This window comes from Corallococcus sp. M7 (genome assembly GCF_054512695.1).
This window is the reverse complement of sequence record NZ_CM137252.1, coordinates 2,395,544-2,422,423: the sequence shown is the minus strand read 5'-3', so window position 1 is coordinate 2,422,423 and position 26,880 is coordinate 2,395,544. Positions and strand designations below refer to the sequence as shown.

General features: G+C 70.7%; 14 protein-coding genes. 7 read left to right on the top strand and 7 right to left on the bottom strand.

Features of this window, described 5'->3' with window-relative positions; translation table 11 throughout:
* Complete coding sequence (locus tag ACX114_RS10210; protein WP_459297080.1) at window positions 1-1,038, bottom strand: transketolase family protein; 1,038 nt, start codon at window positions 1,036-1,038, stop codon at window positions 1-3.
* Window positions 1,035-1,982 carry a 1-deoxy-D-xylulose-5-phosphate synthase N-terminal domain-containing protein gene (locus ACX114_RS10205; protein WP_459297078.1) on the bottom strand — a complete coding sequence of 316 codons (948 nt, stop codon included), beginning with the start codon at window positions 1,980-1,982 and terminating at the stop codon, window positions 1,035-1,037. Before ACX114_RS10205 ends, ACX114_RS10210 begins: the two co-directional genes overlap by 4 nt.
* A gap of 280 nt (window positions 1,983-2,262) precedes the next feature.
* Between ACX114_RS10205 and ACX114_RS10200 the strand changes: the two genes are divergently transcribed.
* Genes ACX114_RS10200 through ACX114_RS10190 form a run of 3 tightly spaced genes read left to right on the top strand, consistent with a single transcriptional unit; the run spans window position 2,263 to window position 17,013 of the window.
* The gene (locus tag ACX114_RS10200) at window positions 2,263-3,849 is read left to right on the top strand and encodes an AMP-binding protein (protein WP_459297076.1); all 1,587 of its coding nucleotides are present in this window, start codon (window positions 2,263-2,265) and stop codon (window positions 3,847-3,849) included.
* A 20-nt stretch (window positions 3,850-3,869) separates the two neighbouring features.
* Window positions 3,870-4,133 (top strand): phosphopantetheine-binding protein, encoded by a 264-nt coding sequence (locus ACX114_RS10195; protein ID WP_459297074.1) that lies wholly within the window; start codon window positions 3,870-3,872, stop codon window positions 4,131-4,133.
* Window positions 4,134-4,188: 55 nt separating this feature from the next.
* Window positions 4,189-17,013: a non-ribosomal peptide synthetase gene (locus ACX114_RS10190; RefSeq protein WP_459297072.1), complete on the top strand. Its 12,825-nt coding sequence runs from the start codon at window positions 4,189-4,191 to the stop codon at window positions 17,011-17,013.
* A 5-nt stretch (window positions 17,014-17,018) separates the two neighbouring features.
* Here ACX114_RS10190 and ACX114_RS10185 read toward each other — a convergent pair whose 3' ends face one another.
* Together ACX114_RS10185 and ACX114_RS10180 are read right to left on the bottom strand one after the other, a co-directional pair.
* Entirely contained in the window at window positions 17,019-17,294 is a 276-nt protein-coding gene (locus ACX114_RS10185) for a hypothetical protein (RefSeq protein WP_459297070.1), read from the bottom strand.
* A gap of 11 nt (window positions 17,295-17,305) precedes the next feature.
* Window positions 17,306-21,055 carry a type I polyketide synthase gene (locus ACX114_RS10180; protein ID WP_459297068.1) on the bottom strand — a complete coding sequence of 1,250 codons (3,750 nt, stop codon included), beginning with the start codon at window positions 21,053-21,055 and terminating at the stop codon, window positions 17,306-17,308.
* A gap of 194 nt (window positions 21,056-21,249) precedes the next feature.
* Here ACX114_RS10180 and ACX114_RS10175 point away from each other — a divergent pair, with 194 nt between their 5' ends.
* The 3 genes from ACX114_RS10175 (at window position 21,250) to ACX114_RS10165 (ending at window position 23,012) form a co-directional block, all read left to right on the top strand.
* Entirely contained in the window at window positions 21,250-21,510 is a 261-nt protein-coding gene (locus ACX114_RS10175) for a phosphopantetheine-binding protein (protein ID WP_014394890.1), read from the top strand.
* A gap of 96 nt (window positions 21,511-21,606) precedes the next feature.
* A complete protein-coding gene (locus ACX114_RS10170) occupies window positions 21,607-22,206 on the top strand; it encodes a 2,3-bisphosphoglycerate-dependent phosphoglycerate mutase (protein ID WP_459297066.1) in 600 nt (199 codons plus the stop codon).
* Between the two features lie 110 nt (window positions 22,207-22,316).
* Complete coding sequence (locus ACX114_RS10165; protein WP_459297064.1) at window positions 22,317-23,012, top strand: DUF4476 domain-containing protein; 696 nt, start codon at window positions 22,317-22,319, stop codon at window positions 23,010-23,012.
* Window positions 23,013-23,022: 10 nt separating this feature from the next.
* Here the strand turns inward: ACX114_RS10165 and ACX114_RS10160 are convergent, their stop codons facing one another.
* Window positions 23,023-23,526, bottom strand: a complete 504-nt coding sequence (locus ACX114_RS10160; RefSeq protein ID WP_459297062.1) for a hypothetical protein — start codon at window positions 23,524-23,526, stop codon at window positions 23,023-23,025.
* 165 nt (window positions 23,527-23,691) lie between these two features.
* Between ACX114_RS10160 and ACX114_RS10155 the strand changes: the two genes are divergently transcribed.
* A complete protein-coding gene (locus tag ACX114_RS10155) occupies window positions 23,692-25,161 on the top strand; it encodes a chondroitinase-B domain-containing protein (protein WP_459297060.1) in 1,470 nt (489 codons plus the stop codon).
* A gap of 51 nt (window positions 25,162-25,212) precedes the next feature.
* Here the strand turns inward: ACX114_RS10155 and ACX114_RS10150 are convergent, their stop codons facing one another.
* Window positions 25,213-25,650 carry a hypothetical protein gene (locus ACX114_RS10150; RefSeq protein WP_459297058.1) on the bottom strand — a complete coding sequence of 146 codons (438 nt, stop codon included), beginning with the start codon at window positions 25,648-25,650 and terminating at the stop codon, window positions 25,213-25,215.
* Between the two features lie 50 nt (window positions 25,651-25,700).
* Window positions 25,701-26,822, bottom strand: coding sequence for a cytochrome-c peroxidase (locus ACX114_RS10145; RefSeq protein ID WP_459297056.1), 1,122 nt, complete (start codon window positions 26,820-26,822; stop codon window positions 25,701-25,703).
* Window positions 26,823-26,880 lie beyond the last annotated feature (58 nt).

Genomic DNA, 26,880 nt, shown 5'->3' with positions numbered 1-26,880 from the left:
TCAGTCCCTCCTCGTTGCGGGTTCCACGGCAAACACCGGGGTTCTTGGGAGCACTCCCAGGATGCGCTCGGCCACCTGCCCGCCCTCCAGGCCGTGGCCCTTGAGCAAGGCCTCGTGCGAACCAGCGCGCGAGTCGTACCGGTCCTGCAGACCCACGCGCAGCACGCGCCGCCCCAGGTCCAGCGAGCACACCGTTTCACACACCGCGCTGCCCAGTCCGCCCAGCACGTTGTGCTCCTCCACCGTCACCAGGAGCCGCGTGCGCGCCGCCGTCTCGCGCACGGCCTCCTCGTCCAGCGGCTTCAACGTATGCACGTTGAGCACGCGCGCGGAGACGCCCTGCGCCTCCAGCAGCTTCGCGGCGTCCAGCGCCACGGACACGCCCACCTCGCCGTGCGCGAGCAGCCCCACGTCATCGCCCTCGCGCAGGAGCGCGGCGCGGCCCAGCTCGAACGGCGGGCGCGGGATGTCCAGCCGGGTGACGCGGTTGCGGCCCAGCCGCAGGTACACCGGCCCGTCGTGCTGGAGCATCGCGCGCGTGGCCTGCACCGTCTCCAGGCCGTCCGCGGGCGACACCACGGTGAGGTTGGGCATCGCGCGCAGCACGGCCAGGTCTTCAATCGCGTGGTGCGTGGGGCCGAAGAAGGCGCCCGCCACGCCGCCGTAGTCGCACACCAGCTTCACGTTGGCGCGCGCATAGGCCAGGTTCAGCCGCACCTGCTCGCACGCGCGCATCACGCCGAACGCCGCGAAGCTGTGCGCGATGACGGTGTGCCCGCCGTGCGCCAGGCCACACGCCATGTCCAGCATGGTGGCCTCGCAGATGCCCAGGTTGAAGTAGCGCTGGGGGTGGCGCTTCTCGAATGGGTCTCCTCCGCCGCCCAGGTCCGCCTCCAGGAAAACGACGCGCGCGTCATCTTGCGCGAAGCGCGCCGCCGCGTGCCGGAACACCAGCCGGCTGGACAGCTCCGGATGCGCGGCGAGCCACGCCTCCGGCGCCTGGGCCAGGTCCACCGTCGACGCAAGCGACGCGCTCACTGGCCGTCCTCCCCGAGCGACGCGAGCGCCCGCCGCAGGTGCTCCGGCGAGAACACCGCGTAGTGCGGCCCCTTGCCCTTGAGCATCGGCACGCCCGCGCCCTTCTGCGTCCGGGCGACGATGGCGCGCGGACGGCCGCCCACGACGGGCGCCTCCAGCGCGGCCACCAGCGCGGGCAGGTCGTGCCCGTCCACCTCCAGCGACTGGAAGCCGAACGCGTCCAGCCTCCGCACCAGCGCCTCCTGCGACAGGATGGACTCGGTGGGGCCGTCGTTCTGTCCGCCGTTGCGGTCGATGATCAGCGTGAGGCCGGTGAGCTTGCGGTGCGACGCCACCTGGAGCGCTTCCCAGTTGGAGCCCTCGCCCATCTCTCCGTCGCCGCAGACGACGAAGGTGCGGTTGGGTTCCCCGCGCAGCACGTGCGCGAGCGTCAGCCCCACGCCCAGCCCCAGCCCGTGGCCCAGGCTGCCGGTGGCGAACTCCACGCCCGGCACCGCCGCGTTCACGTGGCCGGTGAAGATGCTGCCGTCCGCGTTGTACTCGCGCACCAGCGTCTCCACGTCCACGAAGCCGAACTCCGCCAGCGCCGCGTAGAGCCCCGCCGCCGCGTGCCCCTTGGACAGGATGAGGTGGTCACGCTCCGGTGCCTTCGGCGCGCGCGGATCCACGCGCATCACCCGGCCCAGCAGCGCCACCAATATCTCCACCATCGACAGCGAGCCGCCCAGGTGACAGCCCGACGGTGTCGCCGCCAGCCGCACGATGGTCTGGCGGATGCGCTTCGCCCGCCTGGGCAGCAGCGCCAGGCCCGCATCCGACGCGGCGCCCGAAGCCCCGTCCCCAGGGCGAGCAGGCGCCACCGGGCCGCCGGAGGCCGTGGGTTCTTCTGGCGTCCGCGCGTCGCGCGACAGCCCGGGGGTCGTTGGATTCGCCGAGAAAGTCATGCCCGTAGCGTCGCTGACACAGCCCTGGAATCCGGCTGTTGTGAGACACCCTAGGAAAACGCATCATGCGCCGTCAACGCGGATTTTCTTAAGATGTAGATGTACGAGAAAAAACCGTCTTGCCCGGTAATCTCGCGGTGTTACACACGCGGCTCGCCCGGCATTCCCCGGTTTCGCGTCACTCGGAGGAGACCTTCAAATGGGGCAGCGTTTCCATAACGCAGCGGCATTGGAGAAGGGTTCGGAGTACCGCCGAAAGGGTTGGTGGCGTGACATCACGGTGGTTGACGATCTGCGTCGCTGCGTCCAGGCGCACCCGGACAAGACCGCGATCATCGCCGCACGGTACTTTTCCAAGGACATCACGCGGCTGACGTACGCGGAGCTGGCGCGATACATGGACCGGTTCGCGCTGGGCCTGCGCGAGCTGGGCGTGGGTCGCGAAGACATCGTCGCGGTGCAGTTGCCCAACGGGTGGCACTTCACGGCGCTGGCGCTGGCGTGCGCGCGGCTGGGAGCGGTCATCGCGCCCATTCCTCCGGACTACCGGCGCCGCGAGGTGGAGTTCATCCTGGGCCGCACGGAGGCCTCCGTGTACGTGGGGCCCACGTCATGGACGGGGCACTCACACCGGGACATGGCGCGCGACATCGCGGCGGTGCTGCCGTCGCTGCGCCACCGGGTGCTGCTGGGCAGCAACACCGACCTCCAGGCGGGCGAGCGGGACTTCGAGCGCCACTTCATCGAGCGCGAGTGGGAGAAGGAGGCGTCGCTGGAGGGCGTCACGCCCGCGGCCGCGGACGACGTGTGCAACATCCTCTACACGTCCGGCACCACGGGCGAGCCGAAGGGCGTGGTGCACTCGCACAACACGAACTACGGCATCACGCGCGCGCTCTGCGACACGCTGGGCATCGATGGGACGGACGTGGTGGCGCTGCCGTCGCTGCTGACGGCATCCACGGGGTTCACGTACTCGTATCTGATGCCCATCCTGCTGGGGGCCACGGCCATCTACATGGACGTGGGCGACCCGGAGCTGACGCTCAAGCTCTTCGAGGAGCACGGCGTCACGTTCACGTACGGCATCCCCACGTACCTGATGAACCTCATCGCGTTGCAGCGAAAGCGCCAGCGCAACACCTCCTCGTTGCGGCAGCTGGCCACGGGCTCCATCCCGGTGCCGCCGCACCTCATCGCGGCGGTGCGCGAGGTGTTCGGCGTGCGGCTGCACACGCTGTGGGGCATGACGGAGAACGGCGCGGTCACCATCACCCGGCATGAGGACCCGCCGGACTGGCCCAGCCAGAGTGATGGACGGGCGGTGGCGTGGATGGAGACGCGCATCGTCCCGGCGCTCGCGGAGGACGGCACGCCGCATCCGGACGGGACGGGGCGGCTCCTGGTGCGCGGCGCCAGCCAGTGCCTCACCTACTTCAAGCGTGACGACGTGTACGCCGCGGCGGTGGACGCGGAGGGCTGGTTCGACACGGGCGACCTGGCGCGCGACGACGGGCGTGGCGGCATCCGCATCGTGGGGCGGCTGAAGGACGTCATCTTCCGGTACGGGTACAAGATCCCCGTGGTGGAGGTGGAGTCCGCGCTGTACTCGCACCCGAAGGTGAAGGAGGTCGCGGTCGTCGCGCACTCGGACGACAAGATTGGCGGCGAGCGGGTGTGCGCCGTCGTCGTGGTGCGCGAGGGAGAGGCCCCGCCCACGCTCAACGAGCTGCGCGACCACCTCAAGCAGCAGGGCATGTCCAACCAGTACTGGCCGGACCGCCTGGACCTCATCGACGAGATGCCCAAGACGGCCACCGGCAAGGTGCGCAAGTACCTGCTGCGCGAGCGGCTGAAGCCCGCGTGAGCGGGCGAAAAGGAACGGCCTTGAACCCGAGCCCCGAAGAAGCCTCCAGCCTGACGGACACGGAAGCGAAGCTGGCGGCGTGGTGGAAGGAGTTGCTGGGCGTGGAGGTCGTGCGCCCGGAGGACCACTTCCTGGAGATTGGCGGCAACTCCCTGATGGCCACGGTCCTGTCCAATCGCATCGAGAGCGAGCTGGGCGTGGAGGTGTCCATGGTGGAGCTGTTCAACACGCTCCGGTCCGTGGCCACGCTGTGCGACGAGCTGCGCCAGGAGCAGACCGCTTGAGCCAGGCCGCCCCTTCGAGGGCGGTCCCCCTCCCCCGCTTTCCCCCGAGCGAGACATGACGACCGAGCACCCCGGCTCCCCTTCCGCCTCCGCGCCGAAGTCCCCGGCGAGGCCCCGTCGTCGAGCGCCGCCCGTGGTGCCCGTCCCCCGCGACGCCCTGCTGCCGCTCTCCTTCGGGCAGCAGCGGATGTGGTTCATCGAGCAGCTCACGCCCGGAGGCATCTCCTACAACGTCCCGTACTTCGCGCGGCTCACCGGCGCGCTGGACATCCCCGCGCTGGAGCGGGCGCTGGCCGTGCTGGTGGAGCGGCACGAGGCGCTACGCACCACCTTCGCCGTGGTGGACGGACAGCCGGTGCAGAGCATCGCGCCGTCGCTGCGCCTGCCGCTGTCCGTGGAGACGCTGGAGCAAGTGCCCGCGTCCGAGCGGGAGCAGACCTTGCGACAGGTCGCGGAGGCGGAGGCGCGCGCCCCTTTCGACCTGCGCCGTGGACCGCTGGTGCGCGTGCGGCTCCTGCGGCTGGGGGAAGCGGAGCACGTGCTGCTCCTGATGCTGCACCACATCTGCTGCGATGGCTGGTCGCTCACGGTGATGGAGCGGGAGCTGCAAACGCTCTACGCGGCCTTTCGCGCCGGCACGACGCCCGTGCTGCCCGCGCTGCCCGTGCAGTACGCGGACCATGCGGTGTGGCAGCGGCAGTGGCTCCAGGGCGAGCACCTGCGGCAACAAGTCGAGTGGTGGCGGGGAGAGCTCTCTGGAGCACCCGCCGCGCTGGAGCTGCCCACGGACCGTCCCCGTCCCGCCGCGCAGTCCACGCGGGGCGCGGTGTACCGCCACGCGCTGCCTCCGGGGTTGGGCCAGGCGCTGGACGCGCTGTGCCGCAAGCAGGGCGTCACGTTGTTCATGGCGCTGCTGGGCGGCATGCACCTGCTGCTCTCGCGGCTCAGCGGCCAGGACGACATCGTCATCGGCTCCCCCATCTCCGGCCGCACCCGCCAGGAGGTGGAACCGCTCATCGGCTTCTTCATCAACACATTGCCCCTGCGTGTGCGGGGTGAAGGCGCGCTCGGCTTCGGAGAGCTGTTGCGCCGCGTGCGCAAGACGTGCCTGGACGCGTACGCGCACCAGGAGGTGCCCTTCGAACAGTTGGTGGACGCGCTCCAGCCCGAGCGCGACCTGAGCCGTCCGCCCCTGTTCCAGGTGTTCTTCACGCTCCAGCACTCGGCCGTGCCCGCGCTGGAGCTGGAGGGGCTGCGCACGTCCGAGCTGGACTTCGAGCCGGGCGTGTCGCGCATGGACCTCACCGTCTTCCTGCGCGAGACGCCGGAAGGGCTCGTGGGGCTCTGGGAGTACAGCACCGACCTCTTCGACGCCGCGACGGTGGCGCGCTTCGCGGAGCACTACACGCGGCTGCTGGAGGCCGCGGTCGCGGAGCCGGAGCGCCCCGTGGCCACGCTTCCGCTGCTCACCGCACAGGAGCGGAGGCGGCTGCTCGACCAGGGGACGGGAGACGCCGTCCCCTACCCTCGTGATGCGTCCCTGTCCGCGCTCTTCGCGGAGCGGGCCGCGCGGACGCCCGGCGCCGTGGCCGTGGAGGCGGGAGGCCAGCGGCTCACGTACGCGGAGGTGGAGACCCGGGCGAACCAGCTCGCGCACCACCTGCGTGGGCTGGGCGTGCGGCTGGGAACGCCGGTGGGCCTGTGCGCGGGCCGGTCGCTGGAGATGGTCGTGGCGACGCTCGCCATCCTCAAGGCGGGGGGCGCGTACGTGCCGTTGGATCCGGGCTATCCCTCCGAGCGCCTGGAGCTCATGGCGCGCGACGCCCGCATCACCGTGCTGCTGGTGGAGCAGGGTCGCGAGTCCTCGCTGAAGGGGTTGGCCTCACGGGTCGTGATGCTCGACCCGTCCTGGCGGGCCTTCGAGGTTCAACCTGGGGCCGCGCCCGACGTGCAGGTCCCCGCCGAAGCGCTGGCCTACGTCATGTACACGTCCGGGAGCACCGGGCGGCCCAAGGGCGTGGGCGTCCCCCACCGGGCCGTGACGCGGCTGGTGAAGGGCGTGTCCTACGTCCGGTTCGGCGCCGAGGACGTCGTCCTCCAGTTGGCCACCACGTCGTTCGACGCCGCGACCCTGGAGCTGTGGGGCGCGCTGCTCAGCGGCGCGAAGCTGTTCCTCTATCCGCCGGTGACACCGTCGCTGGAGGAGCTGGAAGCCACGCTGGAGCGCGAGCGCATCAGCGTGATGTTCCTCACCACGGCGTTCTTCGAGCAGATGGCGCTGAACCGGCCCGCCGCGCTCGCTCGCGTGGGGCAGGTCCTCACGGGCGGCGACGTGCTGTCCCCGCTGGCCGCGCGCAAGCTGCTGGACGCGGGACGCGCGGTCATCAACGGCTACGACCCCACGGAGAACACCACGTTCTCCGCCACGTATCAGGTGAAGCGGGACCTGGATGCGCGGATGCCCGTGCCCATTGGCCGGCCGCTGGAGAACTCCCAGGCGCTGGTGCTGGACGCGCGCCTGGAGCCGGTGCCGCCCGGCGTCGTGGGCGACCTGTACGTGGGAGGCGACGGCCTCGCGTGGGGCTACCTGGACCGGCCGGACCTCACCGCGGACCGCTTCGTGCCCCATCCCTTCAGCGACGTCCCCGGCGCGCGGCTGTACCGCACGGGTGACCGTGCCCGGTGGCTGCCCTCCGGCGAGCTGGCGTTCATGGGGCGCGCGGACACGCAGGTGAAGCTGCGCGGCTTCCGCATCGAGCTGGGGGAGATCGAGACCGCCCTGCGACACCTGCCCGGCGTGGAGGACGCCGTGGCGGAGGTGCGCGAGTACGCGCCCGGCGACAAGCGGCTGGTGGCCTACCTCACTGGCGCGAACCTGGACGTGAGCGCGCTGCGTTCGCGCCTGTCCGACCAACTGCCGGCGCCGCTGGTCCCGTCCGCCTTCGTGAAGCTGGACCGGCTGCCGCTGACGCCCGTGGGCAAGGTGGACCGGAGGGCGCTCGCCACGCCCGTGGGCGACGCGCTCACGGAGGACGCCTATGTGGCGCCGGTCACCCCGACGGAGACGGCGGTGGCCGAGGTCTGGGCCGCGCTCCTGGGCCGCACGCGCGTGGGCACGCAGGACTCGTTCTTCGAGCTGGGTGGGCACTCGCTGCTCGCGACCCAGGTCACCTCCCGATTGAGGGAGACCTTCCAGGTGGACCTGTCCGTGCGAGCGCTGTTCGAAGCGCCCACGGTCACCAGCCTCGCGGCGCGCATCGACGCGCTGCGGAGGGAGAGCAGCCGGATCCAGTCCCTTCCGCTGGTTCCCGGTCCCCGGGACGGCTGGTTGCCGCAGTCGTTCGCGCAGCAGCGGCTGTGGTTCATCTCGCAGCTCGACACGCTGGGGTACTCCTACAACGTGCCCATGGTCACGCGGCTGCGGGGCACGCTGGACGCGGACGCGCTGGAGCGGAGCCTCGCGGAGATCATCCAGCGGCACGCGGTCCTGCGCACCACGTTCGACGAGGTGGACGGCCTGCCGGTGCAGCGCATCGGGCCGACCTGGGCCTTCACGCTGTCGCGGACGGACGTGGAGGCCGCGAAGCTCCCGGAGCAACTGTCCACGGAGGCACGACGCCCGTTCGACCTGCGGCGAGGTCCGCTGATGCGGGGGCTGCTCCTGCGTGTCGCGGACGACGACCATGTGTTGATGCTCGTCATCCACCACATCGTCTTCGACGGGTGGTCCGTCGACGTGCTCCAGCGCGAGTTGAACGCGCTCTATCCCGCGCACGGCCAGAGCACCCTGCCGCCCCTGTCCCTCCAGTACGTGGACTACGCGCGGTGGCAGCGTGAGTCGTTCCAGGGAGAGGAACTGGAGGACCAGCTCGCATGGTGGCGGGAGGCGCTGGCGGGAGCACCGCCCGTGCTGGACCTGCCCACCGACAAGCCACGTCCACCCGTGCAGACCTTCCAGGGCGCGAACTTCGAGGTGCTGCTGCCCCAGTCCCTCCATGGCTCACTCCAACTGCTGGGACAGCGTGAAGGCGCCACGCTGTTCATGACGCTGCTGGCGGGGTTCCAGGCCCTGCTCGCGCGCTACAGCGGCCAGGACGACGTGGTGGTCGGCTCGCCCATCTCCGGCCGCAACCGCCGTGAGGTGGAGGGGCTCATCGGCTTCTTCGTCAACACGCTCGCCCTGCGCGCGGATGTCTCTGGCTCGCGCTCCTTCCGGCAGTTGCTGCGCGGCGTGCGCGAGAGCTGCCTGGGTGCGTTCGCGCATCAGGACCTGCCGTTCGAACAACTGGTGGACGCGCTCAAGCCGCCGCGTGACCTGAGCCGGACGCCCCTGGTGCAGACGATGTTCGTCCTGCAGCGCGCCGCGACGCCGCTGTCCCTGCCCGGCCTCGCGGTGGAGGACTTCCCGTTCCAGTCGGGCGTCTCCCGCTTCGACCTCATGCTGTTCATGCGGCAGACGCCGCACGGGCTCGTCGCCTACTGGGAGTACAACACCGCCCTCTTCGAGGAGGCGACCGTTGCCCGGATGGCCGGGCACTACGTGCGGCTGCTCGAAGGCATCACCGAGAACCCCGAACTGCCACTGGCGGACCTGTCGCTCCTGTCACGAGAGGAGCGTGAGCAACTCCTGGTCGCATGGAACAGCCGCGAGGAACGGCTTCCCGCGCCGGGGCTGATCCACGCCTGGGTGGAGGCGCAGGTCGCGCGGACACCGGAAGCGGTCGCCGTGACGAACGGCGCGGAGTCGCTGACGTATGGGCAACTCGATGCTCGCGCAAACCAGCTCGCGCACCACCTCATCGCCCTGGGCGTCACGCCTGGAAGCTCCGTCGGGCTGTGCCTGGAGCGCTCCAGCCTCGACATGCCTGTCGCCGTTCTCGCCACCCTCAAGGCCGGCGCCGCCTACGTCCCGCTGGATCCGAACTATCCAGCCGAGCGTCTGGCCCTGATGGTGGAGGACACGCGCGCTCCGGTCGTCCTCGCGCATGAGCGCTTCGTGCGGGCCCTGCCGCCGGGTACCTCCGCGCGCATCGTGATGATGGAGACCGTCTCGCTGGCCTCCCGTCCCACGACGTCTCCGAACGTGAGGCTGTCGCCTGAAGCCGTCTGCTACGTCGTCTTCACCTCCGGTAGCACCGGGCGACCCAAGGGCATCGCCATGTCCCACCGGGGCATCGGCAACATGCTCGCGTGGCAGCTCCGCCGGGCAGTGCGCGCGGAGGCCACGACGCTCCAGTTCGCCTCGCTCAACTTCGACGTCTCCTTCCAGGAGATCTTCGGCACCTGGTGCATCGGTGGGCGGCTGCTGCTCAGCTCCGCCGAGCTGCGCCGCGACCCACCCGCGCTGCTGCGCTTCCTTACCCAGCACCGCGTGGAGCGACTCTTCCTGCCCTTCGTCGCGCTCCAGTCGCTGAGTGAAGCAGCGCGCACCGCGACGGAGTTGCCCCCGCTCAACGAGGTCATCACCGCGGGTGAGCAACTCCAGGTGACACCTGCTCTCGTCGCCCTCTTCGAACGGCTGCCCGGGTGCGTCCTCGAGAACCAGTACGGTCCTTCGGAGACGCATGTGGTCTCCGCGTGGCGTGCCTCCGGCGCCCCAAGCACGTGGCCCGCCCTGCCTCCGGTGGGCACACCGCTGCCCTCGGTCCAGGCGTACGTGTTGGATCCGCGCCGCGAGCCCTGCCCCGTCGGAGTTCCTGGCGAGCTGTACGTGGGCGGTGAAGGGCTCGCGCACGGCTACCACGGCCGGCCGGACCTCACCGCGGAGCGCTTCATCCCCTCTCCGTTCGGTCCCACGCCGGGAGCCCGCCTCTACCGCACGGGCGACAAGGCCCGCTGGCTCGCGGATGGACAGTTGGAGTTCCTCGGCCGTCTGGACGGACAGGTGAAGCTGCGTGGCTTCCGCGTCGAGCTGGGCGAAGTGGAGTCCGCCCTGCGCGCCCTGCCTGACGTGCGGGACGTGGTCGTCGTGGTGCGCGAGGACACGCCGGGTCACAAGCAACTGGTGGCCTACGTGGTCCAGCCTGAAGCGTCCTTCTCTCCGGAGGCGCTGAGGCAGGCGCTGACGCGACGGCTGCCGGATCACATGGTGCCCTCCGCCCTGGTGCGCATGGACGCGCTACCGTTGGGCCCGAGCGGCAAGGTGAACCGCAACGGCCTGCCCGCGCCCAAGGAGGAAGCCGAGGACGACACCGGGTTCCTGGCCCCCATGACGGCGGTGGAGAAGGTGATCGCCGACATCTGGGCGTCCCTGCTCGTGGTGCCGCGCGTGGGATTGCAGGACCACTTCTTCGAACTGGGTGGGCACTCGCTGCTCGCCACGCAGGTGGTCTCCCGGCTGCGGGAGGCCTTCCAGGTGGACCTGTCCCTGCGCGTCCTCTTCGAGGCACCCACCGTCGCGCAGCTCGCCGCGCGGTTGGAGGAACAGCTGCACGGCGCGAACCGCAAGGCCGTCCCACCGCTGGTGCCCCAGCTTCGCGGCGCGCTCGTTCCCCAGTCGTTCTCCCAGCAGCGGCTGTGGTTCGTCTCGCAGTTGGACACCAGCGCGCACGCCTACAACCTGCCCCTGGTCACCCGGCTGCGCGGGCGGCTGGAGACGCAGGCACTGGAAGACGCGCTCAACGCCCTCATCCGGCGTCACGAGGTCCTGCGCACCACGTTCGACGAAGTGGACGGCCAGCCGGTGCAGCGCATCGGCCCCGAGTGGAAGCTCGCCCTGAAGCAGGTGGACGTGGACCCGCGCATCCCGCTCCAGCGTCAGGTGGAGACCGAAGCGCACGTGCCCTTCGACCTGCGGAAAGGCCCCCTGATCCGGGCCACGCTGCTCCGGATCGAGAATGAGGATCAGATCCTCATCCTCAACTTCCATCACAGCGTCTTCGATGGCTGGTCCATCGCCTTGCTCCAGCGGGAGCTGGATGCGCTCTACCTCGCCCGGCTCAAGGGAACGGAGGCCGAGCTCCCGCCCATCTCCGTCCAGTACTCGGATTATGCGCTGTGGCAGCGCGCGTGGTTGCAGGGCGACGTGCTGGAAGAACAGGTGTCGTGGTGGCGCGAGCACATGGCGGGGGCGCCGCCCGTGCTGGACCTGCCCACCGACAAGCCACGTCCGCCCGTGCAGACCTTCCGGGGCGCGTACATCGAAGTCCCCTTGCCACCCGCGCTGACCAGCGCCCTCGTCTCCATGGGACAGCGCGAGGGCACCACGCTGTTCATGACGCTGCTGGCGGGGTTCCAGGCCCTGCTCGCGCGCTACAGCGGCCAGGACGACGTGGTGGTCGGCTCGCCCATCTCCGGCCGCAACCGCCGTGAGGTGGAAGGCCTGCTGGGCCTCTTCGTCAACACGCTCGCCCTGCGCGCGGACGTCACCGGTTCGCGCTCCTTCCGCCACCTGCTGCGCGGCGTGCGCGAGAGCTGTCTGGGCGCCTTCGCGCACCAGGACCTGCCGTTCGAACAGCTCGTGGAGGCGCTCAAGCCACCACGCGACCTGAGCCGCGCGCCGCTGGTCCAGGCCCTCTTCGTCCTGCAACAGGCGGCCGTCCCCTTCTCGTTGCCCGGCCTCCAAGCGGAGGACGTCCCGTTCCAGACGGGCGTCTCCCGCTTCGACCTCATGCTCTTCGTGCGCGAGTCGGAGCAGGGGCTGACAGCCTTCTGGGAGTACAACACCGCCCTCTTCGAGGAAGCGACCCTCACCCGGATGGCCGGGCACTACGTGCGAATGCTCCAGGGAGCGGTCCGCCATCCCGACCAGCCCCTGTCGGCCCTGCCGCTCCTCTCCGAGGAGGAACGGCGGCAGGTCGTCGTGACGTGGAACGCCGCGAAGGACACGTCCTTCGAGCCCGGTCTCATGCACCGCTGGGTGGAGGCGCAGGTCGCGCGGACACCGGAAGCAGTCGCCGTCACGAACGGCACGGAGTCGCTGACCTACGCACGACTGGATGCTCGCGCCAATCAGCTCGCGCACCACCTCATCGCCCTGGGTGTCACGCCTGGAAGCTCCATCGGGCTGTGCCTGGAGCGCTCCAGCCTCGACATGCCTGTCGCCGTTCTCGCCACCCTCAAGGCTGGCGCTGCCTATGTCCCGCTGGATCCGAACTACCCGGCCGAGCGTCTGACCTTGATGGTGGAGGACACACGCGCGCCGGTCGTCCTCGCGCATGAGGGCTTCGTGCGTGCCCTGCCGCCGGGCACCTCCGCGCGCATCGTGACGATGGAGACCGTCTCGCTGGCCTCCCGCCCCACCACGTCTCCGGACGTGGAGCTGTCGCCTGAGGCCGTCTGCTACGTCGTCTTCACCTCGGGCAGCACCGGGAGGCCCAAGGGCATCGCCATGTCCCACCGGGGCATCGGCAACATGCTCGCGTGGCAGCTCCGCCGGGCAGTGCGCGCGGAGGCCACGACGCTCCAGTTCGCCTCGCTCAACTTCGACGTCTCCTTCCAGGAGATCTTCGGCACCTGGTGCATCGGTGGGCGGCTGCTGCTCAGCTCCGCTGAATTGCGCCGCGACCCACCCGCGCTGCTGCGCTTCCTCACCCAGCACCGCGTGGAGCGACTCTTCCTGCCCTTCGTCGCGCTCCAATCGCTGAGTGAAGCAGCGCGCACCGCGACGGAGTTGCCCCCGCTCAACGAGGTCATCACCGCGGGCGAGCAACTCCAGGTGACGCCCGCCGTCGTGTCCCTCTTCGAGCGGCTGCCCGGGTGCGTACTCGAGAACCAGTACGGTCCTTCGGAGACGCACGCCGCCAGCGCATGGCGGGCTTCAGGGCCCCCGAGCACCTGGCCCGCGCTTCCTTCGGTGGGAACACCACTGACGAACGTCCAGACCTACGTCCTGGATGCACGCGGGAATCCGAGCCCCGTCGGCGTCCCGGGAGAGGTCTTCATCGGAGGTGAAGGGCTCGCGCACGGCTACCACAACCGGCCGGACCTCACCGCGGAGCGCTTCGTGCCCTCCCCCTTCAGCGCCACACCGGGCGCCCGCCTCTACCGCACGGGCGACAAGGCCCGCTGGCTCGCGGATGGACAGCTGGAGTTCCTGGGCCGCCTGGACGGACAGGTGAAGCTGCGCGGCTTCCGCGTCGAGCTGGGCGAAGTGGAGTCCGCCCTGCGCGCCCTGCCCGACGTGCAGGATGTGGTCGTCGTGCTGCGCGAGGACACACCGGGCTTCAAGCGGCTGGTGGCCTACGTGGTGCAACCGGAGACGGTCTTCTCCGCGGAAGCGCTGAGGCAGGCACTGTCGCGACGGCTGCCGGAATACATGGTGCCCTCCGCGCTGGTGCGCATGGACGCGCTGCCCCTGACGCCCAGTGGCAAGGTGAACCGCAACGGCCTGCCCGTTCCGACGGAGGAGGCCATTCCGGGGACCGTCTACGTGGCCCCGGTCTCCGCGGTGGAGAAGCTCATCGCGGACATCTGGGCACCGCTGCTGGGCGTGCCGCGCGTGGGCACGCAGGACCACTTCTTCGAGTTGGGCGGCCACTCGCTGCTCGCGACCCAGGTGGCTTCCCGTCTGCGTGAGTCGCTTCAGATGGAGCTGCCGGTGCGCGTGCTCTTCGAGGCCCCGACGCTCGCGGAGCTGGCCGCTCGAATCGAAGCCCTGCGCCAGGAATCCCATCCCCTCCAGGCACAGCCCCTGGTGCGAACGGAGGCCGGAGACTCCGCGCCCCAGTCCTTCCCGCAGCAGCGGCTGTGGTTCATCGACGCGCTCGCACCGGGCGGGTTCGCCTTCAACGTCCCGCTGTTCATCCGGTGCAAGGGACCGCTCGACGTGGCCGCGCTGGAGCGGTCGCTCGCGGCGCTCATCGACCGCCACGAGTCCCTGCGCACGGTATTCGCGGAAGAGAACGGCCAGCCCGTTCAGCGCGTCCTGCCCTCGGTGCCCTTCGCGCTCGCCTTCGAGCGGCTGGAGGATGTGCCGCCCCCGCAGCGCGACACCGTCCTGCGTCAGCGGGCCGAGGAGCGGATGCGCCACGTCTTCGACCTGCGCACGGGTCCGCTGCTGACGGCGACGCTGCTGCGGCTGGACGCGGAGGACCACGCGCTCTTCCTGCTCATGCATCACATCATCACGGACGGCTGGTCCACGGAGGTGATGGGGCGCGAGCTGGGCGTCCTCTACGACGCCTTCACCCGGAACCAGACGCCGCGCCTGCCGCCGCTGCCCATCCGGTACACGGACTACGCCCGCTGGCAGCGCGCGACGTTGCAGGGCGAAGGGCTCGACGCGCAGCTCGCTTGGTGGAAGCGGCAGTTGAACGGGGCGCCCCACGCGCTGGAGCTGCCCACCGACCGGCCTCGTCCGCCCGTGCAGGCCCAGGCAGGCGCGGCCCACATGGTGCGGATCCCCGCCGCGGTGGACGCCGCCGTGCGTGAGCTGTGTCATCAGCAGGGCGTCACGTCCTTCATGGCGCTGCTCGCGGGCTTCCACGCCCTGCTGTCGCGCTACAGCGGCCAGGACGACGTGGTGGTCGGCTCGCCCATCTCCGGCCGCAACCACCGCGAGGTGGAGGGGCTCATCGGCTTCTTCGTCAACGCCCTGCCCCTGCGCGTGAAGGTCTCCGGCTCCGAGTCCTTCCAGGTCCTGCTCGCCCGCGTGCGCGAGACGTGCCTGGGCGCGTACGCGCATCAGGAGGTGCCCTTCGAACAACTGGTGGACGCGCTCCAGACGCCGCGAGACCTGAGCCGCACGCCCGTGTTCCAGGCCGTGTTCGCGCTCTTCAAGGACTTCCCCGGCTTCCCCTTGCGAGGACTGGAGACGGCGCCGGTGCCCTTCGATCCAGGGCTCGCGAAGCACGACCTCACCCTGTTCATGCGCGAATCCGCCACCGGGTTGCTGACGCACTGGGAATACAACACCGCGCTCTTCGACGCGGCGACGGTGGAGCGCATGGCCGGGCACTACCTGCGTCTGCTGGAGCAGGTGACGCGGCACCCGGAGCGCCCGCTCGCGTCGCTGTCGCTGCTGACGGAGGCGGAGCGCCAGCAGGTCCTCGTGGAATGGAACGACACCGCGCTCGATGTCCCCGTGGACCTGCGCGTGCCCACGCGCATCGCGGAGCAGGCACGGCTGAGGCCGGAGGCGCTCGCGCTGGCGGGCGACGGGCAGCAACTGACGTTCGGGGAGCTGGAGGCCCGGTCGAACCAGCTCGCGAACCTGCTGCGCGCGCAGGGTGTGAAGCCTGAGACCGTGGTCGCCCTGTGCGTGGACCGCACGCCCGGCTACGTGTGGGGCGCGCTGGGCATCCTCAAGTCAGGCGGGGCCTATCTGCCCATGGACCTGACGTGGCCGGAGGCCTGGTGGCGGCACGTGCTCACGGACAGTGGCGCGCGAATCGTCGTCACCCGGCAGGCCTTCGCCGCCCGCTTCGAGGGATGCGGCGTGCGCGTGCTCTGCCTGGACGCGGAGCCCGCGCTGGAGACACAGCCTGTCACCGTGCCTGGCGTGACACTGCACGCGGAGGCGATGGCCTACGTCATCTACACGTCGGGCAGCACCGGCAAACCCAAGGGCGTCGCGGTGACGCATGGGACGTTGGCGAACCTCGTCGCGGGGCTCGGTACGGCGGCGGAGATTGGACCGGGAGACCGGGCCACGCTGCTGACGGGGCTCGCGTTCGACGCGACCGTCTTCGAGACCTGGCCGGCCCTCTCTCATGGCGCGAGCCTCCATCTGCCCACGGACGAGGTGCGCGCGGAGCCGGCCCGGCTGGTGCGGTGGCTCGCAACGGAGGGAATCACGCTCACCACGCTGCCCACGCCCATGGCGGAGGCCGCGCTGGAGCAGCCATGGCCGCCCGGCATGCCACTGCGCCGGGTGCACGTGGCCGGTGACGTGCTGCACCGCCGTCCGGGGCCCTCCGTTCCGGGGCAGTGGCTCAACTGCTACGGCCCCACGGAGAACACCGTCATCGCGACCTCCGGCGTCGTGAAGCCCGAAGCGCCCGAAGGCCTGCTGCCTCCCATCGGAAGCCCGGAGCCCAACGTGCGCGTGTACGTGCTGGATGGCACGGGACAGCCCGTGCCGGTGGGCCTGTGGGGCGAGCTGTTCCTGGGAGGCGCCCAGGTGGCGCGCGGCTACCTGGGCCAGCCCGCGCTCACGGCGGAGCGCTTCGGACCGGATCCGTTCTCCCAAGAACCCGGCGCACGCCTGTACCGCACGGGCGACGTGGTGCGGTGGCTCGCGGATGGGACGCTGGAGTTCCGGGGCCGCGCGGACTCGCAGGTGAAGCTGCGAGGCTTCCGCATCGAACTGGGCGAGGTGGAGGCCGCGCTGCTCTCGCAGCCGTCGGTGAAGGAGGCGGTGGCGCAGGTGCGCGAGGACGTGCCGGGACAACGCCGGCTGGTCGCGTATCTGGTGCTGCGCGAAGGGTCCGCGTTCACGGTGGATGCGCTGAGGGCCTCGCTGCGCCGGTCGCTCGCGGAGCACGCGGTGCCGTCGGCGTTCGTGGTGCTGGAGCGGCTGCCCCTCACCGCGAACGGCAAGCTGGACCGCAAGGCCCTGCCCGCGCCAGACGTGCACCGGCCCGAATTGAGCGAGGACTACCGCGTCCCCGAAGCAGGTCTGGAACAGACGCTGGCCGCGCTCTGGGCCGAAGTGCTGGGGCTGGAGCGCGTGGGCGCGAGCGACAACTTCTTCGACCTGGGCGGCAACTCACTGCTGCTCCAGTCCGTGCACGCGAAGCTGGAGGCGCTGGTGGGCCGCAAGGTCCCGCTGGTCACGCTCTTCCAGTACCCCACGGTGCGCGCGCTCGCCGGACACCTGTCACCGCCGAAGGACACGCCTCCAGCGACGGCTCCCGCACCCGCGCAGGACCCGGGCGCACAACGGAGGGACAACCTGCGGCGCATGGCCCAGCGGCGCGGCCGCCCGGGCTCCAACTAGGTCGCTCAGCAGAGTTGGATGAACGGGAACCAGATGCCCCGCCACGTGACGACGCCGATGTTGGGACGGATGTGGTTGGCTTCGAGCGTGGTCACGTCCACGTCCTCGATGACACGCGCGAAGGGCGGCAGCGGAATGTCCCGGAAGAGCTGCTCCTGAAGCAGCCTCCGGGCATCCTCCAGGCTGTAGGCCGTCACCCCGCAGCCCTGGTTCAGCCCCATCGAACGCACGAAGGCGTCGTCGGGGAACTGGAGCCAGTAGCGATGGAGCAGCGGCGACATGGAGGCCTCGTTCACGGCAGGAACGCCGCGAGCTTCGCGCCCAGCCCTTCGGCGTTCCCGCCCGTGAGCATCGACTGGTGGTCGCCGGGCACGGTCTCCACCCGGAGCACCGCGCCTGAGTCCAACCATTCAAGCTCCACGTGCTTCGGCATGTGCTCGATGACCGTCGCCGCGCGGAAGAACTGGAGGGTGCCGCCCTCGAAGCGGGGCATGGGGTAGTCGCGCAAGGCCGTCATGTTCGCCTCCCAGACGCGCACGTAGCGCCGCTGCTGCTCCGGATCCGCGAGGACCTGCTCCTGTGCGAAGCCCACTCCGCCGGCCCGGGCCCGGGCGATGTCCCCGGGGCCCGGCGTGTCGAGCATCGCGCACAGCGGCACCGCGTGGCCTTCCGCCGTCAGCCGGCGGGCCATCTCGTAGACCACCGCGCCGCCGAACGACGCGCCCACCAGCAGGTACGGTCCCACGGGCTGCAACGCGCGCAGGCCTTCCAGGTAGGCCGTCGCCATCTCGTCGACGGACGTGTGCAGCGGTCCGTCCGGCTCCAGGCCCCGGGACTCGAAGGCGTAGGCGGTCCGGTCCGAGTCGATGGCGCGCGCCAGGTCCCGGTAGAACACCGCCTGACCTCCGGCCGCGTGCACGAAGAAGAGCGGCGGACCGCGAGTGCCCTGCTGGAGCAGCGCGACCCCGGGTGGCAGGGACCGGGCCTCCTCCCGTCCGCCCAGCTTCCGCGCCAACAACTCCACCGTGGGCGCGGTCAGCATCTCCTTCAGCGCGAGCCGCTTGCCGAAGCGCTCGGAGATCATCGCGAGCAGCCGGAGCGCGACCAGCGAGTCGCCGCCCAGCGCGAAGAAGTCGTCGTGGACGCCCACTTCGTCCAGGCGGAACAGCGTCTGGAAGCACTCGGCCAGGGACTGCTCCGTGGCGTCACGGGGTGCCACGCGCTCACCGCGACGGGGAGCACTTCCCTTCGGCTTCGAAGGCCCGGTCGCCTTCGCCCGGGCCGCCATGGCGTCGCGAGGAACGGGGCTCACCGCGGCGTCGTCCAGGCTGTAGTGCTCGCGATCGAAGCTGTAGGTCGGCAGGTCCACGCGACGGCGCCGCTCGCCATCGCGGATGTGTTCCCAGTCCACGTCCACGCCCGCGGCCCACGCTTCGCCCAGGGCAGACAAGGCGCTCCCGGGCGCGTCACCCTTCGTCGGCAGGGTGGCCAGCACAGGCTGCGTCTTGCGCGCCGGGTGCTGCCGCGCGAGCGCGGTGAGCGTCGTGCCCGGGCCCACTTCAATCAGTGCACGGTCGCCGGACTCCAGCAGGCAGCCCAGCGCGTCGGAGAAACGGACCGTATGACGCAGGTGCCGGACCCAGTAGTCCGGCGACGTCGCTTCGCGCTCCTGGAGCCACCGTCCGGTGAGGCTGGACACGACAGGCAGCGACGGAGCGCGGAGCTTCACGCGAGCCACTTCCCGAGCGAAGCCTTCCAGGTACGGCTCCATCATGGAGGAGTGCGCCGCGCGCGCGTAGCGCACCCGCTTGTGCTCGATGCCCCGCGCCGTCAGCGCCTGCTCCGCGGCCTCCAGCTCCGGCAACGGGCCGGAGAGGACACAGGTCTCCGGGCCATTGATGGCCGCCACCGACACAACCGGCCCCACGAGCTCCGAGACCTGCTCCACGGGCGCGAGCACGGACACCATCCCGCCCGGAGGCATCGCTTCCATCAGCCGTCCGCGAGCAACGACGAGGCCCAGCGCCTCCTCCAGCGTGAACACCCCCGCGAGGCACGCGGCCACGTATTCACCGAGCGAGTGCCCCAGCAGCGCGTCCGGCTTCACGCCCCACGACAGCCACAACTGCGCGAGCGCCCAGTCGCAGACGAACAGCGCGGGCTGGGACCACAGCGGCCGGTCCAGCTCACGGGCCGCCGCGTCGAAGCGCTCGGGGCCCGCGAAGAGGATGTCGCGGAGGTCCGCGCCCATGGGCCCCTTGAGCAACTCCGCGCACGTATCAATGGCAGCGCGGAACGCGGGCTCGCGAAGGAAGGCCTCGCCCATGTTCACCCGCTGCGCACCACCGCCCGGGAACAGGAAGGCCACGCCGCGAGACTCCCCCTCGTCGAACACGGTGCGGATCCGAGGAGGCGCATCCTCACCAGCGGAGGACCGTCCCTCCAGCAGCGCCGCCGCGTCCTCGCCCTGGCGGACCACGACGAAGCGGCGCCACGGGAAGCGAGCCCGCCCCACCTGCAACGTATGAGCGACGTCCGCGAGCCAGTCGTCCGATGTGTTACTCGCGGACTGCGTCCGTGATGCTGCGATGTTGTCCACCGCCGCCTGCCTCTTCACCGCGTTCACGTCCGCACGCGATGCGCCATCCGCAAGCAGGGCCGCCTCGACGGTCGCACCGGGATCCGCATGCTCACGCAAGCGCTCGGCGAGCGCCGAGGTCATCCGCTCCAGCGCCCCCTCCGTCTTCGCGGACAGAAGCAGCACCTCTTCCCCACGCCGGGGCGCGTCCGTCTCCGGAAGAGCCGGCGCCTCCTGCAACACCACGTGCGCGTTCGTGCCCCCGATCCCCAGCGCCGTCACCCCCGCGCGCAGCGGCAGCGGGCCCTCCCACGCGCGCGTGCTGCCCACCACCTGGAAGGGGCTCCCCTCCAGTTCCAGCATCGGATGCGGCTTCGTGAAGTTCAGCGTCGGAGGCAGCGTGCGGTGCTCCATCGACAGCACCGTCTTGATGACCCCCGCCACGCCCGCCGCGGCGTCCAGGTGCCCGAAGTTGCTCTTCACCCCGCCCAGCCCACACGCGCCCGGCGACACGCCCTGGAACACCTGCTTGAGCGCCGCGACCTCGATGGGGTCGCCCAACGCCGTCGCCGTCCCGTGCGCCTCCACATAGGACACGTCCGACGGAGCCACCCCCGCCACCGACAGCGCCTCGCGAATCACCGCCGCCTGCCCCTGCACCGAAGGCGCCGCGAACCCCGTCTTCGCGCCCCCATCGTTGTTCAGCGCCGTGCCCAGCACGATGGCGCGAATCGTGTCCCGGTCCGCCACCGCGTCCGCCAGCCGCTTGAGCACCAGCATCCCCACGCCATTGCCCACCGCCGTGCCCGCCGCGTTCACGTCGAACGGCCGGCATCTCCCGTCTGGCGCCAGGATGCCGCCCTCCTGGTTGCGGTGCGCGCCCAACTGCGGCGTGCGGATGGACACGCCCCCCGCGAGCGCCAGGTCGCACTCCCCCGCGAGCAGCGACTGACAGGCCAGGTGCAACGCCACCAGCGACGTGGAGCACGCCGACTGCACCGTCATCGCCGGACCCGTCAGGTCCAGTTCGTACGACACCCGCGTGGCGAGGAAGTCCCCGGACAGCCCCAGCGCCCCCGCCAGGCCCGCAGCCACGTCCCTCCCTCCGTACGTCGTGAAGCCCGCCCCCGCGTACACCGCCGCCCGCATCGGCTGGCCCCGGGGCGCGTACCCCGCGGACTCCATCGCCGCCCACGCGCACTCCAGGAGCGCCCGGTGCTGCGGATCCATCTGCTCCGCCTCGCGCGCCGAGTACCCGAAGAACGCCGCGTCGAAGGACTCCGCCTCCTCCAGCACCCCCGCTGCGGTGATCCACTCGTCGCCCTGGGGCAGCCCCAGCCGCTCCCGGCCCGCCGCGTCCAGCCGGGTGATGGAGTCCACCCCGCCCACCAGGTTGCGCCAGTACTGGCGAGCGTCCTCCGCCCCCGGAAAGCGCAGCGCTAACCCCACCACCGCCACCGCCATGGGCACGTCCTCGTCCCCGGCGGCCGTCCCGGCCTCCGTTCGCGTCGTGGTCCATGGCTCCCGAGCCTGCCAGGGAAGTCCGGACCCGGGGGAAACACGAAGCCCGCCTGCTCGCCCTGGCGCGGTCAGCCTTGACGCGGTAGTTCTATTTTCCTCAATTTACGGCAAATCCAGCCCCCCCCGGAGCAGCCACCATGAGCACACAGAGCGCGGTCCCCTCGCCCATGGAGGCGCGGCTTGCGGGGTACTGGCAGGAGCTGCTGGGAGTGGACGCCGTGCGTCCGGAGGACCACTTCCTGGAGGTGGGGGGCAACTCGCTGCTGGCCACCATGCTGGCCAACCGCATCGAGGACGACCTGGGCCTCCAGGTGGGCATGGTGGACCTGTTCAACACGCTGAGCGCCGTGGCGGCCGTCTGCGAGCGGCTCCAGCAGGAGACCCAGGCCGCCGGCTGAACGCGCCCCGACGCGTGGCCGCAAGACGACGGGCCGGGCGGGTGGATGGGGCTTGCCTCTTTTCCCCCCGCCCCCGGTTGGGCTAGCAGGGGGACCATGCCCATCCTCGCCCTCGTCCGTCATGGTCAGTCGCTCTGGAACCTGGAGAACCGCTTCACCGGCTTCGTGGACGTGCCCCTCACCGAGCAGGGCCGCGCCGAGGCCCGCAAGGCCGCCGACTCCCTCCAGGGCGTGAAGTTCGACGTCGCCTACACCTCCGCCCTCACCCGCGCGCAGCAGACGCTGGCCATCCTGCTGGAGACGCTGGGGCAGACCCCGCCCGTCATCCGCGACGCGGCCCTCAACGAGCGCCACTACGGCGACCTGCAGGGCCTCAACAAGGCGGACGCCGCCAAGGAGTTCGGCGAGAAGCAGGTCCACATCTGGCGCCGCTCCTATGACGTGCCGCCCCCCAACGGCGAGTCCCTGGAGATGACGGCCAGGCGCGTGCTGCCCTTCTTCGACCGGGCCATCGCGGGCGACCTGCGCCAGGGCAAGAACGTGCTCGTCGTGGCGCACGGCAACTCCAACCGCTCCCTGGTGATGCGCCTGGACAAGCTGTCCGGCGAGACGGTGGTGGGCCTGGAGCTCGCCACCGGCGTGCCGCTCGTCTACGAGATTGGCGCCGACGGCCAGGTCGTCTCCAAGCGCGGCTAGAGACGCCCCGACGGCAGGGCCTTCCTGGGGAAGATGGGAGGGGGCTTGAATGAGCAGGCCTCTGTCCCGTCAGATGGGATGAAGCAAGAACACCCCCAAGGATGCACACCATGAAGGCCCTGACCCTCGCCGTTGTCCTGCTGTCCTCCGCCGCTGCCCTGGCTCAGACGGCGCCCAAAGCGGCGGACTCAGTCAACATCGCTGGCGGCGCCGAGTTCCGCCGCCCTCCGCCCCCGGGCCACTCCACCCCGCAGCCGATGCCGCAGCCGGTGCCGCAGCGCAACCTGGCCGTCGTCGAGCGGGAGCAGATGGAGCGCCGCATCAACCGGCTGGAGAACGCGCTGCGCGACGCGATGTCCCGCACGAAGGACGCCAAGGGCCGCGACAGCATCCGCAAGGCGATGGAGGAGCTGGACAAGCTGAGCGAGTACGTGGACGAGGCTGGGGGCCTGCCGCCCCCGGTGGTGGTGAACCAGCCGGCGCCGCTGCCGCCCCCGCCGCCGGTGGTGCGGCCCATCTCCGACCAGCAGTTCCGCAACATCACCGCGGCGATGGTGCGCGAGTCCTTCCCGCGCGAGAAGCTGCGCATCCTGTCGCAGGTGGCCCCGAACGAGAACTTCCTCGTGACGCACATCCTGTCGGTGCTGGGCCAGTTCAACTTCTCCAATGACAAGCTGGAGGTGGTGCGCCTGATGCGGCCCACGCTGCTGGATCCGCAGAACGGCTACCAGCTGTACCAGGCGTTCCCGTTCTCCAACGACAAGCAGCAGCTGCAGGCCATCCTCGACAGCGGCGGGCGCTACTAGCCCTCCGGCATCACCGTCGGAGCGCGGACCAGATGGCCCGCGCCTCCGGCGAGTCCACGGCGGCGTGGACGCTGGCCAGCACCCGTCCTTCCGCGTCCAGCGCCAGGACATAGGGGGTGTCGCTGGAGGAGAGGCCCAGCGCCTTGGCCATGTCGCCGTTCTTGTCCATCCAGGTGTCCTTCCAGAACGCCTGGGGCACCTGGTTCTTCGCCTTCCCCCGCGCGGCGCCCTCGCTGACGAAGAACGGCAGCTTGAGGGTGATGAGCGACTGGCGATGCACCGAATCCGCCACGTGCTGGTCCGCGGCATCGAACCACCCGCGCATCTGGTCTCCCGCGTCCTTGTCGGTGATGACGACCAGCAGGGTGGGACGCCCCTTCAGCTCATCGCTCGCGTGCTGGCCGGACGTCAGGTCGCGCGCGGAGAACTCCGGCAGCGGCTGTCCCCGGGAGGGCAGCGCGAACGCGCCCGGGGCCATGAGCAGCCCTGCGGCGAGCGCTGACACCGTAATCATGGAGTGTCCCCGTCGCGATCCTCTGGATTGGCGAGCCATTAGAGGACAGGTGTTCACACGGAGGCAGGGTTCCTAGCGCCCGGAATGCCTGCGCACGCCCGGCTGCCTGCCACGCGTGGGGATCCGCTAACCTCGGCGCCCCCCTTTCGTACCGGGAGTCCCCCCTTGAGAACCCTTTCCCTCGCCCTGTTCCTGCTGCCCCTGACGGGCGGCGCGGCCGTGAAGAGCGTCTCCACCGTGGCCGAGCTCCAGACCGCGCTTTCATCCGCGAAGGCCGGAGACGAGCTCGTCCTGGAGGACGGCACGTACACCGTCAACGCAAACCTCAACTGCGTGGCGGAGGGCACCCAGGCCGCGCCCATCATCGTGCGCGCGAAGAACCGCCACGCGGCCGTCGTGCGATTCAACGCGCAGGAGGGCTTCAAGGTGTCCGGCCGCTACTGGACCTTCGACGGGCTCACGGTGGAGGGCATCTGTTCGAACGACCAGACCTGCGAGCACGCCTTCCACGTCACCGGCCACGCGGAGAACTTCGTCCTGCGCAACAGCCGCGTGCGCGACTTCAACTCGCAGCTCAAGGCGAACGCGACGCAGAACGGCAGCGGCGTGTGGGAGATGCCGCACCGGGGCCTCATCGAGAACAACGAGATCTACGACACGCGCGCGCGCGTGACGTCCACGCCGGTCAACAAGCTGAACATCGACACCGGCGATGACTGGGTGGTCCGCGACAACGAGATTCACGACTTCTCCAAGCAGGGCGGCATCTCCTACGGCGCCTTCATGAAGAGCGGCGGAAAGCGCGGCCTCTTCGAGCGCAACCGCGTCCTGTGCGTGAAGGACTTCCCCGCGGGGGACACGCGCATCGGCCTGTCCTTCGGCGGTGGCGGCACCGGCAATCAGTACTGCGCGCCGGCCTTCGACCCGTCCGTGCCGTGCTCGCCGGAGCACACGGATGGAATCATCCGCAACAACATCGTGGCCAACTGCTCGGACGTCGCGGTGTACCTGAACAAGGCCGCGAACACGCGCGTGCTGTTCAACACGTTCGTCGGCACGACGGGCGTGGACTACCGCTACGCCGCATCCACCGGCGAGGCCGTGGGCAACGTCCTGACGGGCGTCATCCGCAACCGCGACAGCGCCACCGGAACCCAGAGCTCGAACCGGTCGAACGTGACGACCACCACCTTCGCCTCCTGGTACGTGGCGCCGCTCAAGGGCGACCTGACGCTCAAGGGCGACGTGTCGTCACTCATCGGCGCGGCCCCGCGCAACACGCTGGCGCCGGAGGACTTCTGCGTGCGCGCCCGGCCCGCCTCGGCCACGCTGGGAGCGCTGGAGCACTCGCTGGGGAACTGCCCCGCGAACACGGGTGGCGGCACGGACGCGGGCACCGGTGGAACGACGGACGCGGGCACCGGCAGCGGCGTGGACGCGGGCACCGGTGGAACGACGGACGCGGGCACCGGAACCACGGACGCGGGCGTCGTGCCGGACGCGGGCCCGGAGCAGGACCCGTCCGGGGACGAGGACGAGGATGAGGACGGCGGCTGCAACGCGAGCCCCGGCCTGCTGCCCGCGCTCCTCGGGCTGCTCGTGCCGCTGGCCCTGCGCCGGCGCGCCCGCCGCTAGCGAACGGCCTCACCCGAGGCGGCTGGAGACCCCAGCCGCCTCGCACGCGCTTCAGAACGCGGTGGAGACGAACAGGCCCGGGCGGATGGCCAGGATGCCCCCCGCCACGAGGAGCAGCGACACCAGCGTGCCCACCAGCACGGGCACGAAGTTGGGCGCCGCGCGCGGCTGCTCACCCGCGGCGGGGGCCTCCGCGGACCGCAGGCGCCGCCGGGTGGCGCCCAGGGGGCCCTGGATGGCTCCCACCGCGAGGATCATCATCACGATGTGCCCGATGAGCGCCGGGTAGTAGCCGCGCGTCAGCAGCACCCCGATGCCCACGAGCACCTGGAGCTGCAGCAGGCCGGAGTAGGACGCGCCGATGATGCGCCCCACCTTGTCGAACGGGCGCTTCGTGGCGACCGCGAACGCGAAGAACGCGAGCGCGATGACACCGGACAACAGCACCAGGTAGCGAAGACCCGAGTGGAGATGGAAGAAGAAGGTCATGGGCGCGAGGGTTTAGCACCCGCCGGGCGGGGCGCGACGTTTCCTGCAAGCTATGACGGGTCCGGCTTGGGCGTGCGCTTCGTGCTGGGAGGCAGGGGCGGCGCGGAGATGCGCTCGGCGGGGGGCAGCTCGCCGGTGAGGCTCTTGAGGAAGGCCACCAGGTCGTCCACCTCGCCGTCCTTCAGCGTGCGGCCCAACTGGTAGCGGCCCATCAGGCGCACCATGGTGGGCAGGTCCTTCACGCTGCCGTCGTGCAGGTAGGGCCCGGTCATCTCCACGTTGCGCAGGGTGGGCACGCGGAAGTAGCCCCGGTCGTCCTCGTTCTTCGTCGCGTCGAAGCGGCCCGCGTCGGTGAGGGCCGGGTACGCCTCCACCAGCCCCAGCTTCTGGAAGGACGCGCCGCCCACCGCCGGGCCGTTGTGGCACGTGGTGCAGCCGGTGGTGACGAAGGCCTCCAGGCCGCGCTGCTCCTGCGCGCTCAGGGCCGCGTGCTCTCCCGCGAGGAAGCGGTCGAAGCGCGACGGCGTGGTGAGCGTGCGCTCGAAGGCGGCCAGCGCCCGGGCGGCGTTGGCCAGCGTGACGGGCTTGCCCCCCTTGGGGAAGGCGGCGCGGAAGCGCGTGGTGTACTCGGGGATGGAGCCCAGCGTGGCCTCGACGCGCTTCGCGTCCGGCATGGCCATCTCCACCGGGTTCATCATCGGCCCCTCCGCCTGGGCCTCCAGCGTGGCGGCGCGGCCGTCCCAGAACTGCGCGATGTGGTGGGCCGCGTTGTAGACGGTGGGCGAGTTGCGGCTGCCCTTCTGCTTCTTGTGCCCTTCCGACAGCGCCTTGTTGTCCACGCCGAAGGTGTCCAGGCCGTGGCAGCTGTTGCAGGACACGTCGTGGTTCTTCGACAGGCGGGGCTCGTGGAAGAGCATGCGCCCCAGGGCCACCTGCTCCGCGGTGTCCTCGGGCAGCGGCGCCTGGTTGCGAGGCGCCTGGAAGAAGTGCGTCGCCAGCTTCGCCACCGCCGCGGCATCCGGCGCCGCCGGCTTCGGGGCCTGCTCCGCCACGGGAGCGGGCGCGGGCGGCTTCACGTCCGGAGCCTTGTCCGCGGAGCGCTCACAACCGGAGAGCGCGCCAAGGCCCAACGCGGACAGCGTGAACCCGATCAGCAGTCGATTTCGCGTCATGTGGAGAGCCTCCCGGATGCGTCGCGGAGCGCACCGTAGCAGCGCTCTGGGCGGCTGG

Coding starts and splice junctions, on each gene's coding strand:
- ACX114_RS10205 (WP_459297078.1), bottom strand. CDS start 1,982: ATGACTTTCTCGGCGAATCCAACGACCCCCGGGCTGTCGCGCGACGCG.
- ACX114_RS10190 (WP_459297072.1), top strand. CDS start 4,189: ATGACGACCGAGCACCCCGGCTCCCCTTCCGCCTCCGCGCCGAAGTCC.
- ACX114_RS10185 (WP_459297070.1), bottom strand. CDS start 17,294: ATGTCGCCGCTGCTCCATCGCTACTGGCTCCAGTTCCCCGACGACGCC.
- ACX114_RS10160 (WP_459297062.1), bottom strand. CDS start 23,526: ATGATTACGGTGTCAGCGCTCGCCGCAGGGCTGCTCATGGCCCCGGGC.
- ACX114_RS10145 (WP_459297056.1), bottom strand. CDS start 26,822: ATGACGCGAAATCGACTGCTGATCGGGTTCACGCTGTCCGCGTTGGGC.
- ACX114_RS10150 (WP_459297058.1), bottom strand. CDS start 25,650: ATGACCTTCTTCTTCCATCTCCACTCGGGTCTTCGCTACCTGGTGCTG.
- ACX114_RS10170 (WP_459297066.1), top strand. CDS start 21,607: ATGCCCATCCTCGCCCTCGTCCGTCATGGTCAGTCGCTCTGGAACCTG.
- ACX114_RS10165 (WP_459297064.1), top strand. CDS start 22,317: ATGAAGGCCCTGACCCTCGCCGTTGTCCTGCTGTCCTCCGCCGCTGCC.
- ACX114_RS10175 (WP_014394890.1), top strand. CDS start 21,250: ATGAGCACACAGAGCGCGGTCCCCTCGCCCATGGAGGCGCGGCTTGCG.
- ACX114_RS10180 (WP_459297068.1), bottom strand. CDS start 21,055: ATGGCGGTGGCGGTGGTGGGGTTAGCGCTGCGCTTTCCGGGGGCGGAG.